A 13,907-nucleotide genomic window follows, 5' to 3' on the forward strand; every position below is an offset into this window, starting at 1 on the left:
ACGCAGCTAAGTGCTAATAAGCGCAGACCGGTAAGGATAACCGAACTGGCCTTGAGTGACTATCGCTGCGGTGATGTCAGCCCGCGTTGGCGCAGGATATGCTGCCGGATTGACATCGATTTATATATTGGGCAGCTTTACGCGCCCGCCGCAGGCCGCGACCGAATGCTCGGCCATGCCTGCCACAAGCTCTCTGCCGAATAGAGAATAAGTGCGCCCCAGATAATACTGAAGCCGATCAACGTGTCGCCATTCAGCGGTTCGCCATATAGCCAGACACCCAGCAGCAATTGCAGCGTAGGCGTGATGTATTGCAACAAGCCCAGCAATGACAACGGGATACGCCGCGCACCCGCGGCGAACAGTAATAGCGGGATCGAGGTGATCGGGCCAGCCGCGACTAACAACCATTGCGACGCTGTCGATGCCGCCATAAAACTGTTTTGACCGTGCAAGCTGGAAAAGCCCAGATACGCCACGGTCAGCGGCAGCACTAACGCGGTTTCTAATACCAGACCCGGCAAAGCGCCAAGACTGGCGGTCTTGCGCATTAAGCCATAACCGCCGAAAGAGGCCCCAAGTGCTAATGAAATCCAGGGTGGATGGCCCGCTTGCCATGTCAGCCAGAGCACGGCGCTGAAGGCCAGCGCAATCGATAGCCACTGAATGGCGCGAGGCCGTTCGCGCAAAAAGATAAACCCCAACGTCACGCTGACCAACGGACTGATGAAATAACCCAGGCTGCTATCAACGATATGGTTGTTATTGACGGCCCAGACGTAAGTGGTCCAGTTGGTCGCCAGCAATAGCGCACTGGCCGCAAAGCCGATAATGACGCGTGGCTTGCGCAATACCGGCACGATCCATGCCCATTGCTTGCGGCAGGCCAGCACGATCATCAGGAACAGGAAAGACCAGAACATCCGGTGCATGACAATATCGACCGGCGGGATATCTTGTAATGCTTTGAAGTAGAGCGGGAACAGTCCCCACAGGGCGTAGGAGGCGAAGGCGTAAAACATACCTGCTTGCATGGTAATGGGCTGACCGGAAGAAAAAGTGGCAGGAAGTAGCGCTACCTGAGTTGGCGTATTTTACGCAATAAAGCCGGACGTGTTTTTCAGGCGCTTGATTGGTGAAGGGCGGAGGGTATAAATTGCGCAAAGAATTGATGAGAACTGTGCATCCGGTTGCGGTCTGGATGCACAGTCTGACGCCATTTCTCCACAGAGTATTTTTACTGCCAAAGCCTGATACGGATTATCGTAGCAATGCCGGGTTTTTCGGATGGCTTATAGCTGCTCTGCCGCCATCAAACGATGATGCTCCGGACGCGCAATATAGCGATGCAACACTAAAGCGCCGACGCCGCACAAAGTCATGACCGTCATCAATGGCAGCGCGGTGCCGTCGTGCCACAGACTCATGCTGACGCCGGCAAGAATGCCCAGCGAAAACTGCAACGTTCCCATCAACGCCGATGCAGTGCCGGCCTGACGGCCTTGTTGCGACAAGGCAATCGCAGACGCGTTCGGGCTGATAAATCCGTAACAGGCGAGAAATCCAAAGAAGCCGACTAACAGTAATGGCAGGCTATTCACGCCTGCTGCGACTAACAACGTGATGCCGAGCATCAAGCCTGCTGGCAGCCAGAGTGCACGGCCAAGAATGGCGTCAGGCGATAGCTTTCCAACCAGGCGTGCGTTGATTTGCGAGGCAGCAATCAGACCAAAAGCGTTCGTGCCGAATACCCAGCCGAAATTTTCCGGCTTGATGCCGTGCAACTCAATGAGGACAAAGGGCGAGCCGGTAATATAGGCAAACATCCCGGCCTGCAACAGACCGCCGCACAACGTATAAGCCACAAACTGGCGATCTAGCATTAAGCCGCCGTATTGTTTTAGTACCCGTCCCAAATGCAGGGGCGCAGTATGTTGGCGGTCCAGCGTTTCTTTCATGGTTGTATGGATGGCGATCAGACACACCAATCCGAACACGGCAAGGCCACCGAAAATAACCCGCCAGCCCCACAGCGCCAGCACGCCGCCGCCTATCAACGGTGCCAGAATCGGCGCGATTCCCATCACCAGCATCAACAACGAAAATGCTTTGGCCGAGCCTGCTGCGCCCATTCGATCCCGGATCACCGCACGCCCGACGACCATCCCGGCGCAACCGCCCAGGCCTTGCATGAAACGCGCAAAGATCAACGTCGTTACGTCAGGCGCAAACAGGCAGGCAATCGAGGCCAGCGTATATAAACCTAATCCAAAGTACAACGGCGGCTTACGGCCAAAATGATCGCTTAGCGGACCATAGAACATCTGACCAACCGCGAGTCCCACTAAAAAACTGGCTAGCGTGAGTTGCACCAGATTACTACCGACGCCGAAATCTTTTGCAATAGTCGGGAAACTTGGCAGGTACATGTCAATCGAAAGAGAGCCGATTGCAGTCAGTGCGCCAAGTAAAATAAGCCAGCCCGGTAACAGTCTTTCTGGTGCTGCGGTGACATCGTTGTTTGTCATTAAATGCTTTTAAAGTGTGCGAAGAATGTGTTTCTGGTTGCGGCGTATCTTTGATTGATGGCCGTGTCCAATGATTGTATTGATGCGTGTATTAGTGCGTGTATTAATGCGAACTCGCGATAAAGGTGGCCGACGGTAGCGGACGTTGCCGAGAAAATACGGAGGCTTCGCTGCATCGGGGTTGGCGCGGATTGAACAAGATTGCCTTGCGTCCAGCGCAGTATTCCAGACCACGACGGGCGGCAATCTTGTGACATCTGTTGTCCTTTATTGCCACACGCGTGACGCGACATTTTATCGTATTCGCTGATTTTTTGCCGACAGGGAAATGTTGTAACGGCCTGGCCGCGTGGCACACAATTGAAAACATGCGCGTCAGCAATCATGCAATTGGCATAGGGCAAGTGGACTAAAAATAGAGATGACAAGTGGTGCAGAAAAGTTAACAATAATAGAATAATTCCTATTATTATCAAGACGTTGTGTTGCGCTAGCGTCGTTCGTTGAATGTTGTGGATTTCCGCAAAATCGCCTCGGTGTTGTCATGCCATCCGCTTCGACGGTCTTAACCATTCGTTCACACTCTGGCGGCAGGATGGGCAAATCTATGCAGAAACAATTTTTGCGTCAGTCCCTTTACTCACCTCAGATAAACCATTCCAATGAACGGCATCGTTATTCCTGCCCTGTCACTTTTGTCCTTCGCTGTTGCAGTGGCTGCTTCGTATGTTGCGTTGATGTTGGTGGGGCGCGTCAGTCGCGGGCGCCCCAATCTTGCCTGGATAATTGGCGGCGGTATCGCAATGGGAACCGGCATGTGGGCCATGCAGGTTATCGGCATGCTAGGATTTTATTTGCCCATCCCAGTGACCGTCGGGATTGAAAAAATATTCCTGTCATGGTGCGTGGCAATCATTACTTCGGGCTTCGCATTATTTTTGATCAAGGGCACTCGACTGGGCCGCCATCGCCTGGTATTTTGTGGCGTTATTATCGGCCTCGGCATTGCTGAAATGTATTTTTTGGGGGTGGCCGCCATCGAAGGTGCGCCAAGGTTAAGTTACGATTCGGCGCTATTCACTGTAGCGGTTGCAGTGGCGATCGTGGGGGCGATTGTTGTCTTGTCGCTGGCGTTTCGGTTGCGTGGCGGCGATGCGTGGCATACCAATCTGACTGGTCTTGCAGCAGCGATCATGATGGCGCTGGCAATCATGGGGATGCAGACCACCTGGATGGCTGCAGCACGATTTTCGACGCCATCTCTGGGCGCTTTTAATAATGGCCTGGACCATAACTGGCTGGTGTATTCGGTCGCTGGTTTTATATTGGTGATACTGGCGTTTGTCATGCTGCTGTCGTTTATCGATATCCGCAGTCGCCGTCATGCAGACGCGCTCCGAGCATCGCTTAAATCGGTCCATTCCAAACTCGCCTATCTGGGCACGCACGATGCCTTGACCAGTTTGCCGAATCGTTCATTGCTCAATGAAAAAATTGCCGAATCGATGGCCGAAGCCGATGCTGGGGCGACGCGATTTGCGATTCTGCACATCAACATCGATCGCCTGAAGACCGTCAACGAGGCCCTCGGACGCACCGCTGGCGATCAGGTGCTGAATGCGTTTGTATTGCGCATCCGGCAAACGCTGCGACCGCGCGATATGTTGGCGCGTCTCAGCGGAGATGATTTTGTCGTTTTGTCAGACGTTGCGCAAACTGCCGACGCCGGGCGCATCGCTGCCAACCTTATTGAATTGTTGGGGCGCCCCCTGCATGTGCCGTCGCACGAAGTGCACGTCACGGTCTCGATTGGTATCAGCGTATATCCCAATGATGGCGATACGGCCGAAGCATTGCTGGCCAGTGCCGATATAGCGATGTCTTACGTCAAGCAGCATGGACGGAATAACTACCATTTTTTCACCTCCGAAATGCACGCACGTAATCGTGATCGGGTGGATTTGGAAAGCGGTCTGCGTCCGGCCTTGTTAAAAAATGAATTCCGCATGTTTTATCAACCCAAGGTCGATATCGCATCGGGGAAAATTGTCGGCGTAGAGGCGCTGCTGCGCTGGCAGCATCCCGAATATGGCTTGGTCTCGCCATCCAGATTTATCCCTCTGGCAGAAGAAAGCGGCCTGATCGTGGCGCTGGGCGATTGGGTCATGGAAGCGGCGTGTCAGCAAAGTCGGCAATGGCAGGAGTTGGGACTAACCCAAGGCTTAATTCCGCTATCAATCTCGGTCAATCTTTCTGCGCATCAGTTTTTACAACGCGATCTGGTCGAGAGCACGCAGGCAATGCTAGTCCGGCACGGCATTCCGGCAGCGGGGCTGATACTCGAATTGACAGAAGGATCGCTGATGGGGAATCCAGAAAACGCGATTGATATATTGCGCGAATTGACGCGACGCGGCGTGCGGGTCTCGATTGATGATTTTGGCACCGGCTATTCCAGCTTAAGTTATTTGCGTCGTTTTCCGTTAAGCGAAATTAAGATAGATCGTTCTTTTGTGCAGTCGCTGGAAACCAATCAGGAAGACCGTGCCATCGTGCGCGCCATCGTGACGTTAGCGCATAGTTTACAGTTGACGGTCGTCGCGGAAGGCGTCGCCAAGGTTGAACAGTTGCGGTTTTTGCGGCAAATTGGATGCGATCAGTATCAGGGTTTTTTGTTTAGCGAACCGGTCCCCGCCGACGTGATGACGGACATGTTGCGCGCCTAGCGGCCACTCAGATATAAGTAAATCCCCTAAGTTTTAAGGCTAGTCGCGCGCGCGATAGCTATTTTTTGGACGCATTTTCGCCGCTCGTACAAGATAATTCTTCTGACGAATGGTATGCGTTTGTGAGGTTTATTTTTGCGCTAAATCTTCGGATTTTCCACATCGTGGGCGCGCGGGATACGACATTAAATTATCTTGAAGCTGTACGCGGTTTACTCAGTGTCAGAGTCATCTGATTTCGGCGTAACCTCAATCACAAGCGGGTCTTTTCCGCCTTCAAGACGCGCCACAATTTCACCATTCAGACTGCGAAAATTTTGACTCGCTTTGTTCTTCAGCCATGCCTTCAAATCGTCAGGCATACGTACTTGAATCGAGGTGGTTTTTTTACTATGTTCCAAAATTAACTCCCTTATTTAGACACTAGATTAATGTCTGTGTGAACTATAATTGACACTAAAATAGTGTCAATACTTTTGGACACCGGTGTGGTGTAATCAGCCAATGGAAGAAGAAGAACCCTTCAAAAGAATTACGCTGAGAATCCCCAACGCGCTTCATGCGAAGCTTCAAACGTCGGCCGTCCTTGCGACTCATTCACAAAATGCAGAAATCATTGCGCGGTTGACGCAAACCTATGAGGACGCGCGCCCCACCAGGTTAAGTAACCCTGATGATTTTCCTGTCGGAGAATTGATTCAAGAATTGATCGAGCGGTACGGACCTGAACGGATCTGTATACGCATCGGCAATCCAGAGATAGAAGATACTTTAAAGGCAGTGGATGTAAAACCGCATCCATGACTTTCATAACCATACCAAGATGGTAAAAAAGGCGATTACGTCTAGCTAATACTGCATGCGCGCAGCTGTGCCTTTTCTATTCACACGCGGTGCACGACAAATTTCTACAGTAAATTTTTTCGCTGACTTTTCAGTGTAAACGGCCATGAACATTGCAAGTTGCTTTGTTCCTGGTATGTGTGTGTATCGTTGTTTTTAACAACGCCTGCATGTGAACTGACGGTAATAAGTATGGGTAGAAATATTTACTCTGTCAACAATGTTTGGGCGATTAAATTGGGTAATTTATGAGTATAGGTGAAAGACTTAAGGATGAACGCGAACGGCTGAAAATGAGCCAGACGAAATTGGGAAAGCTTGGCGGCGTTGTAAAGAAAACGCAATTTAGTTATGAACAGGGTAAGACCTATCCTCATGCTAAATACCTGGCTGCAATTGCCGATGAGGGTATCGACATTCTCTACATTGTCATCGGAGGAAAGGAAATCGCGCTACGTACCATCATCGTTTCGGACGGCAGCCATTCATCAGAACGTTTAGCTTTAGGCACTCAGCAAAATTATCGCAGCGTGCATGAAAATATGCATGCGCATCCCAAGGCAAATCAGGAGGGCACAAGCGGGATTTACGCAGCTAATACAGTGTCTGTTCCGAGCATAAAAAATAGTCCGAATCTTGCACCTTATTCTGTGATCGACTGGCCGCAATTAAGGCAAGTTCTGGCTGGCATGGAGGCATTTCTTGAAGACCAGCATTTGACTTTGAAGCCCGATAAGAAAGCCAGTTTGATCCTGATTTTATATGCCCGATTTTCGGAAGATAGAAACGTCGATAATGCCCGATTTAACGATTTTATAAAGGCCGCGATGGCCACTTTATAACGTAATCTTTACTGTTTTTTTGGTTCCATTAACCGCCATGCCCTTTAATTAAGGAAGCTTTTGGCGGTTTTTTTCGTCCGGTTTTTACGTTTGAAGCGGCCAATATAGGAATAATACTTATGCCAGACTATTTCCAATACTGGGATATTACTTAGATCGGACGAATACTTATAAAAGTTTATGACCGATATAAGGAGATTACTTATATACGGCTATCAATTTTTAAACACAAATTTAAATTTATTTCAGTATTGAAATAATTCAAGGACTTCATATAATCAAATATTACTATTTCGTATCATAAAATTTTTAACGATTTAAGAATATGCCATTTTCCCGATATATTTAAACAAATGAGGTTTAATTGTGTATTCATTCACTGTAATGAATCAGAGACCCAAATGAAAAAATATGCTTAGCGTTATGTTTATGCTTATCCGCTTTTGTTTTTGCGGCACCCGGGAATTATGTAAATTACAGTTGCGCGGCCCTCCAAGAAATAGGTGTTGCAGAGAAGGTCATGAGTTTCTCACTTTCGCCAGGGGAATTTGACAATAAGCTGGCACAAGATGCATCCGTCGCGCAGGCGTTATTGCAAGGCCATGCCTCAACACCGCAGTTTTGGATTTGTAGGATAGTTGATTAGTGGAGGGTAAGTCTGATAAAGACGCCTTATTTGTCGACGCGGTTTGGTTGACAATTGTGCGGAATTTCGATGCGTCCCACTCCCTGGCGCACCCCTGAAATGCGCCATTTTTTGCTGTCTCGTCAAACGTAATTCTGCAGAAAACTACCAACGCAATCACGCTTCGGCTTGCAACTTAATATGCCGCAAACTATACTCCGCCAGTAATATTAGCTTTAGGTGTTTTGCGCACAGTCGTGCGTAAAATTAAACGGGAAGTCGGTGCATGTTTTAACAGTATTCCGACGCTGCCCCCGCAACGGTAAACGCGTAAAAAGTTTGCAGTACGTCACTGTGCAATGCATGGGAAGGCGCTAACTTTGGAAATCTTTCACAGATTTCAACGCGTAAGCCCGGATACCGGCCTGAAGTTTTTGCAGTTTGTGTCGCGGCGGGCGATTCAGATGGATTGCCCCAGGTGCGCCCGCTGTAATGACTATCGGCCCCTTGCCGCACACCCGTCTTTATTTCTCCTCCCTTTTTTGCCGCCGAACACACTGCGATTTGCCGCCTTTATACGTTGCTGGCCGCTGTTCGCGCTGCATTCTCGCGTTCTGCGATACCAGTCATATTGTTGTTAAAGTTTAATCAAAGGAAATCATGTCTGCCTCCTCCACCGGTCTGCTCGATCACGCTGCAGTCGCTGCCCCCGCCACTTGGAAAGACCGCGTTCTTCCCGCCGTTTGCAGCGCCGTCGTCGGTCTGATTCTGGTCTATGCAATGGGTTTTTCGCACAATATGACGCTGCACAACGCTGCGCATGATGGCCGTCATTCGGCTGGCTTTCCTTGTCATTAAGCGATAGCGCGATATGAGTGATATAAACGCTATTTCCATAGGCAATCTATGGCTGCCAAAACTAGGTTTTAAGCGGTTTTTGTCAGCGGTGTTGTTGGCGGGTTTATTCGCTGGGTTAGTACTCACTGTCGTACAAAAAATACAAGTAACACAGATCATCGCCCAAGCCGAAGTCTACGAAGAAGCTGCCGCGCAAGCTGCCTTAGCGAAACCGGCCACCAGAGCAATGTCAGCGATGTCCACCAGCGCCGCCATGCCAGAAATGGCCGGGCACGCCCACGCAATGCCCGCCGAAGAACATCACCACGACGCACCGGAGTGGGAACCCGCCAACGGTGCAGAACGCACCTTTTACACCGTCATGGCAAACGTGACGATGGCAGTCGGTTTCGGCTTGTTGCTGGGTGCAGCGATCTTGCTACGTGGTGGCGTCAGCGGCTGGCGTGAGGGCTTATTGTGGGGCCTTGCTGGCTATGTCGTCTTCTTTGTAGCACCTGCGCTCGGCCTTGCGCCGGAAGTCCCCGGTACACAAGCCGCACCGTTGCTGGATCGCCAAATCTGGTGGATCAGCACCGCGACGTGCACCGCTACGGCGCTGGCGCTGCTGGTATTTGGTCGTCATTGGGGATTAAAAGTGCTTGCCGTTTTGCTACTGGTGTTACCCCATATCATCGGCGCGCCCGAACCGCAGATGCATGGCGGTGCGGCTCCGGCGGAGTTGGCGCGGGCATTTATTGTGGCCACAACGATTGCCAACGGCATCTTTTGGCTGGCGTTGGGCGGCGCGTTCGGCTATCTGACTAAAAAATTAGCCTCGGCTAATCGCTAGAACCGCTATTGCAATACGCCAAAGTCAGGCGAGCCGGTGACGTAAGTATCCACCGTGCTCGCCTTATTCTTGGCGGTTATGTCCGTTTTTGCATCATTCCGCTTTATCGCTACTAATGTTTAGCATCACTGAAATATCGCAGCAGCAAGCGCCCGCCGCGAAGAAAAAAGCCTATGAGAACCCATAACCGACACATTTTCATGTGCACCGGCCCCCGTTGTACCGAAGACGGCGTGCGTGCCGAAGCCATGTTCGGGATTCTTGGCGCGGCCATCGATGCGCGCCCAGAATTGCGTGTCAAGCGTACGCGCACGCATTGCATGGTCGCCTGCAAAAATCAAGGTCCGCTGGCGCTGGTGTATCCCGAGGGCATTTGGTATCGCTGCGAAGATGCGGATGCGATCGAACGCATCGTCACCGAACATCTGGAACATGGGCGTGAAGTTACGGATTTGGTTTTCCACCGGCTGGGCAGCGGCGATGTCGCCCCAGAGGAAGAAACCAATGTCTGATCAGCACACAAAGAAAACGCAACAATCGGCAATAGCACTGTTGACCCATACCGCCAATGATCTGACCGTGCTGCACAACGCGATCAGTCAATTGCCGGAGGATTTTGCAGCGGTCACCGGCATCAATCTGCAAACGCTGGAAAACGACCGTCAGATTGCGGCATTACTAAGCGGCGATCTGGCAACCACCCGCATCATTATTCTGCGTGTGTTGGGGCGATTAGGTAACGTACCGGGCTTTAGCGAACTGCTGCGCCATGCGCGTGAGCAGGGCATCTCGTTGATCGCCATCAGCGGCACCGGCGAACCGGACCCGGAACTGGCCGCAGTATCGACGGTATCCTCCGCCGTAGCCGAGCAAGTCTTGGCCTATTTTCATGCAGGCGGCAGCGTCAATCTGGCGCAATTGCTGCGTTATTTATCCGATCATTTAATGCTGACCGGATTTGGCTATTTGCCCGCGCAACCATTACCGCAGCACGGCATTTATCATCCCGATCTGGCGCAAGGCGCAACCACCGCCGATTGGCTGGCAGAGCATGCCGCGCAGAACAAAGCCGCACGTCCTGGCGTCGGCATCGTCTTTTATCGTGCCCATTGGATGAGCGGCAATACCCGTTTTATAGACGCAGTGATCGACGCGTTAGAGCAGCGCGGCATGAATGTTTTGCCGGTCTTCACTGCGTCCCTGCGAGCAGGGGCTGACGCCAACAATACGCTGCCAACAGCGCTGCGCTATTTTACGGATAACAATAACGTCGTGATCGACGTCATGATCAATACCACCGCCTTCGCCATGGGTGAAATCACGCCCGGCGGCCCAACGCCCGCTGGCTGGTCGGTGTCCGTACTGGAACAATTAAATGTGCCGGTCTTGCAAGCCATCACTAGCGGCATGACGCAAGATCAATGGCAGCAATCAGCACGCGGCATGAACCCGCTGGACGCGGCCATGGACGTGGTATTGCCAGAGTTCGACGGTCGCATCATCACGGTGCCAGTCTCGTTCAAAACCAAAGCCGCCAACGCTACCGCCGGGATGATGGAATACGCCCCGGTCGCGGATCGGGTGGCCCGCGTCGCCGGATTGGCGCAACGTTTTGCCCGTCTGAAACATACCCCAAACGCCAAAAAACGCGTGGCGTTTATCTTTACCAATGCCAACAGTAAAGCCGCACAAATCGGCAATGCGGTCGGTCTGGATGCACCGGAATCGTTGATGACGATTCTGCAAGCGATGCAAGCCAGAGGCTACAAAACCGGCGACTTGCCCGCCACCGGCACCGCACTGATTCATGACCTGATCGACCGCTGCGCCTATGACAATACTTATCTCACTGTAGAACAGTTACGCAACGCGGTCGGTCGCGTACCCGCTGCGCAATATGCAGAATGGCTGGCAGAGTTGCCGCCGCCGATGCAAGCCAGCATGGTTGCCCAATGGGGCGCTGCGCCCGGTGCGGCGTATGTTCACAACGATCACATTACGCTAGCAGGGATAGAGTTGGGCAATACCTTTGTCGCCCTGCAACCGCCGCGTGGCTATGGCATGGACCCGGACGCGATTTATCATCAACCCGATCTGCCGCCAACGCATCACTATTACGCGCTGTATCGCTGGCTGCGTGATAGCTGGCAAGCCGACGCCATCGTTCACGTCGGCAAGCACGGCACGCTGGAATGGTTGCCCGGCAAAGGCGTCGGCCTGTCTGAAAACTGCTTCCCCGATGCGCTGCTGGCGGATATGCCTCTGTTTTATCCATTCATCATTAACGATCCGGGCGAGGGCGCACAAGCCAAACGCCGCGCGCATGCGGTAGTTGTCGATCATCTGACGCCGCCGATGACCACCGCCGATACCTATGGCGCGTTGGCGCAATTGACGCAATTAGTCGATGAATATTATCAAGTTGAAGTGCTGGACCCCAGCAAGCTGCCGTTGCTGCAACAGCAAATCTGGGAACTAGTAAAACAGACCAATCTCGATACGGATTTGCAGGCCCGATTACTGCATCACGATCACGACCATGATCACGACCATGATCATGAGCACGGTCACCAGCATGGCCACGCGGCGCACAATCATCACGACCATGACCATGACCATGACCACCACGACCACACCCACGAAGAAGGTTTGCCCGCCGCGCTCAGCACGCTGGATGGTGCTGGTGTCGCGCATCTGATTGAGGATTTAGATGGTTATCTGTGCGAACTCGGCGCAGCGCAAATCCGCGACGGCTTGCACATTCTGGGCCAACGTCCTGCCGATCATCAATTGGTAGATATGCTGGTCTCGCTGGTGCGTCTTCCGAATCAGGAAATACCTGGTTTGCAAGAAGAAGTCGCGAAACTGTTTGGCCTCAACATGGACATGCTGCTGGATAACAAAGGCCGCCGCCTGAATGCCGACCCCGCATTGGCACGTCTGGCGCAATGCGCGATTGTTACCCGCGCCGATGCGCTGGATGCGATCGATGTTCTGTGTCGACAATTGTTTGCGGCGCTACAAGAAAAAAGTTTTGCGACTGCTGCGATTGATGCGGTAATAGCAGAATTATTTGGTGACATTGGCAGCGGCGTTGCCGTCAATCAGCCGTTGCTACAGCCCACGCTAATGACCACAGCACGCCCTCTAAGCGTGTTATCGCAAGTCAAAAAATTCAACGTAAAAAGCAGCGCAATAAAACCGGTTGCAGCGGTGGTTGCAGTAACGAAATTGCCATCCTCCTCCTCAACGGAGCGCTTCACCACTTTACGTCGGATACTCGATTTCGCCTGCACCAATTTAGTCCCGAATCTGGCCCGCGCCACGGATGAAATCGATAATCTGCTGAACGGTCTTGACGGCGGTTATATTCCCGCCGGTCCAAGCGGCTCACCAACTCGTGGCATGGCGCACATACTGCCGACCGGACGCAATTTTTATTCGGTCGATCCGCGCAGCGTGCCATCGCAATCGGCATGGCGCGTCGGGCAGCAACTTGCCAACGAAGTATTGACCAGACACCTGCGCGAAACCGGCGTCTATCCCGAAAGCGTCGCGATCAGTATTTGGGGCACCGCCGCCATGCGCACCCATGGCGACGATGTGGCGCAGATTCTGGCGCTGCTAGGTGTGCGCCCGGTATGGCGACCAGAAAACCGCCAGTTAATCGGCGTTGAAGTGATCCCCCTAGCGGAACTCAAACGTCCGCGTATCGACGTCACGACCCGTATCAGCGGTTTTTTCCGTGATGCATTTCCGCAATTGATTGAATTGATAGACGATGCCGTCAACGCGGTATTGATATTGGATGAGCCGCCAGATCAAAATTTTGTCCGCAAACATTACCTAAGCGAGTTAGACGATTGGCTAGGCAAAGGCATGGAAAATGCAGAAGCCAAACGCCGCGCCGCCTATCGCATTTTTGGGGCCAAGCCCGGTAGTTATGGCGCAGGCATTTTGCCGCTGATTCAAGAAAAAAACTGGCAAGCAGATGCCGATTTCGCCGAAGCCTACGTCAATTGGGGCGGCTATGCCTATGGCCGCGACGTGCAAGGGATCGATGAACGCGCTGCATTTCGGGTGCGTTTATCTGGCGTACAAGTCGCCTTGCACAATCAAGACAACCGTGAACACGACATTTTCGACAGCGACGATTACCTGCAATTTCATGGTGGCATGATCGCCACCATCCGCGCGTTGACCGGCACGCAGCCCAAGCATTATTTTGGTGATAGCCACGATCCGGCACGGGCGCAAGTCCGCGATTTAAAAGAAGAAACGCTACGTGTATTCCGTTCACGCGTGGTCAATCCAAAATGGCTGGCCAGCATCCAAAAACATGGCTATAAAGGCGGTCTGGAATTGACCGCTACGGTCGATTATCTGTTCGGTTACGATGCCACAGCGCAGGTCATGGATGACTGGATGTATGAGCAAGTCGCCAGTACGTACGCCTTCGATCAGACCATGCAGCAATTTTTGCAAGAAGCTAATCCGTGGGCGCAAAATGCCATCGCAGAACGCCTGCTGGAAGCCGCCAGCCGCGGCATGTGGACCGCACCGAAACCGGAAACGCTAGAAGCCTTGCGCGCGCTATTTTTGCATAGCGAAACTCTGCTGGAAGCCCGTGGCGAAACGCCGCGTGCCGCTTAATAT

Annotated in this window: 10 protein-coding genes and 1 riboswitch; of the genes, 7 read left to right on the forward strand and 3 right to left on the reverse strand. The window is 52.3% G+C overall.

Translation table 11 applies throughout. From position 1 onward, the window contains the following. Positions 1-137: 137 nt before the first annotated feature. Together rarD and C7W93_RS19360 are read right to left on the reverse strand one after the other, a co-directional pair. Positions 138-1,034 carry an EamA family transporter RarD gene (gene rarD, locus C7W93_RS19355; RefSeq protein WP_108441870.1) on the reverse strand — a complete coding sequence of 299 codons (897 nt, stop codon included), beginning with the start codon at positions 1,032-1,034 and terminating at the stop codon, positions 138-140. Positions 1,035-1,292: 258 nt separating this feature from the next. Then, positions 1,293-2,528: a Bcr/CflA family multidrug efflux MFS transporter gene (locus C7W93_RS19360; protein ID WP_108441871.1), complete on the reverse strand. Its 1,236-nt coding sequence runs from the start codon at positions 2,526-2,528 to the stop codon at positions 1,293-1,295. Positions 2,529-3,190: 662 nt separating this feature from the next. Between C7W93_RS19360 and C7W93_RS19365 the strand changes: the two genes are divergently transcribed. Then, positions 3,191-5,254: a bifunctional diguanylate cyclase/phosphodiesterase gene (locus C7W93_RS19365; protein WP_108441872.1), complete on the forward strand. Its 2,064-nt coding sequence runs from the start codon at positions 3,191-3,193 to the stop codon at positions 5,252-5,254. 212 nt (positions 5,255-5,466) lie between these two features. Here the strand turns inward: C7W93_RS19365 and C7W93_RS19370 are convergent, their stop codons facing one another. Continuing rightward, entirely contained in the window at positions 5,467-5,655 is a 189-nt protein-coding gene (locus C7W93_RS19370) for an Arc family DNA-binding protein (RefSeq protein ID WP_201747293.1), read from the reverse strand. Between the two features lie 103 nt (positions 5,656-5,758). On the opposite strand from C7W93_RS19370, the gene C7W93_RS19375 reads away from it, so the two are divergent. From C7W93_RS19375 to C7W93_RS19400, 6 genes are all read left to right on the forward strand, one after another. Next, positions 5,759-6,058: a hypothetical protein gene (locus C7W93_RS19375; protein ID WP_108441873.1), complete on the forward strand. Its 300-nt coding sequence runs from the start codon at positions 5,759-5,761 to the stop codon at positions 6,056-6,058. Positions 6,059-6,345: 287 nt separating this feature from the next. Next, positions 6,346-6,939: a helix-turn-helix domain-containing protein gene (locus C7W93_RS19380; protein WP_146177587.1), complete on the forward strand. Its 594-nt coding sequence runs from the start codon at positions 6,346-6,348 to the stop codon at positions 6,937-6,939. An 846-nt stretch (positions 6,940-7,785) separates the two neighbouring features. Then, a riboswitch (cobalamin riboswitch) is annotated at positions 7,786-8,008 on the forward strand. 216 nt (positions 8,009-8,224) lie between these two features. After that, positions 8,225-8,422 (forward strand): CbtB domain-containing protein, encoded by a 198-nt coding sequence (locus C7W93_RS19385; RefSeq protein WP_108441875.1) that lies wholly within the window; start codon positions 8,225-8,227, stop codon positions 8,420-8,422. A 13-nt stretch (positions 8,423-8,435) separates the two neighbouring features. Further along, on the forward strand, positions 8,436-9,251 hold the full coding sequence (locus C7W93_RS19390) for a CbtA family protein (RefSeq protein WP_108441876.1): 816 nt from the start codon (positions 8,436-8,438) through the stop codon (positions 9,249-9,251). Between the two features lie 173 nt (positions 9,252-9,424). After that, positions 9,425-9,763 (forward strand): ferredoxin, encoded by a 339-nt coding sequence (locus C7W93_RS19395; RefSeq protein ID WP_108441877.1) that lies wholly within the window; start codon positions 9,425-9,427, stop codon positions 9,761-9,763. Continuing rightward, positions 9,756-13,904 carry a cobaltochelatase subunit CobN gene (locus C7W93_RS19400; protein WP_225869938.1) on the forward strand — a complete coding sequence of 1,383 codons (4,149 nt, stop codon included), beginning with the start codon at positions 9,756-9,758 and terminating at the stop codon, positions 13,902-13,904. The genes C7W93_RS19395 and C7W93_RS19400 overlap by 8 nt, the downstream gene beginning before the upstream one ends. Positions 13,905-13,907 lie beyond the last annotated feature (3 nt).

Origin of the sequence: Glaciimonas sp. PCH181 (genome assembly GCF_003056055.1) — a bacterium.
GTDB lineage: Bacteria > Pseudomonadota > Gammaproteobacteria > Burkholderiales > Burkholderiaceae_D > Glaciimonas.

What these genes read in the sequence shown, in the direction of transcription:
- C7W93_RS19375 (WP_108441873.1), top strand. Translation starts at nt 5,759, where the DNA reads ATGGAAGAAGAAGAACCCTTCAAAAGAATTACGCTGAGAATCCCCAAC.
- C7W93_RS19380 (WP_146177587.1), top strand. Translation starts at nt 6,346, where the DNA reads ATGAGTATAGGTGAAAGACTTAAGGATGAACGCGAACGGCTGAAAATG.
- C7W93_RS19400 (WP_225869938.1), top strand. Translation starts at nt 9,756, where the DNA reads ATGTCTGATCAGCACACAAAGAAAACGCAACAATCGGCAATAGCACTG.
- rarD (WP_108441870.1), bottom strand. Translation starts at nt 1,034, where the DNA reads ATGCAAGCAGGTATGTTTTACGCCTTCGCCTCCTACGCCCTGTGGGGA.
- C7W93_RS19395 (WP_108441877.1), top strand. Translation starts at nt 9,425, where the DNA reads ATGAGAACCCATAACCGACACATTTTCATGTGCACCGGCCCCCGTTGT.
- C7W93_RS19360 (WP_108441871.1), bottom strand. Translation starts at nt 2,528, where the DNA reads ATGACAAACAACGATGTCACCGCAGCACCAGAAAGACTGTTACCGGGC.
- C7W93_RS19390 (WP_108441876.1), top strand. Translation starts at nt 8,436, where the DNA reads ATGAGTGATATAAACGCTATTTCCATAGGCAATCTATGGCTGCCAAAA.
- C7W93_RS19365 (WP_108441872.1), top strand. Translation starts at nt 3,191, where the DNA reads ATGAACGGCATCGTTATTCCTGCCCTGTCACTTTTGTCCTTCGCTGTT.
- C7W93_RS19385 (WP_108441875.1), top strand. Translation starts at nt 8,225, where the DNA reads ATGTCTGCCTCCTCCACCGGTCTGCTCGATCACGCTGCAGTCGCTGCC.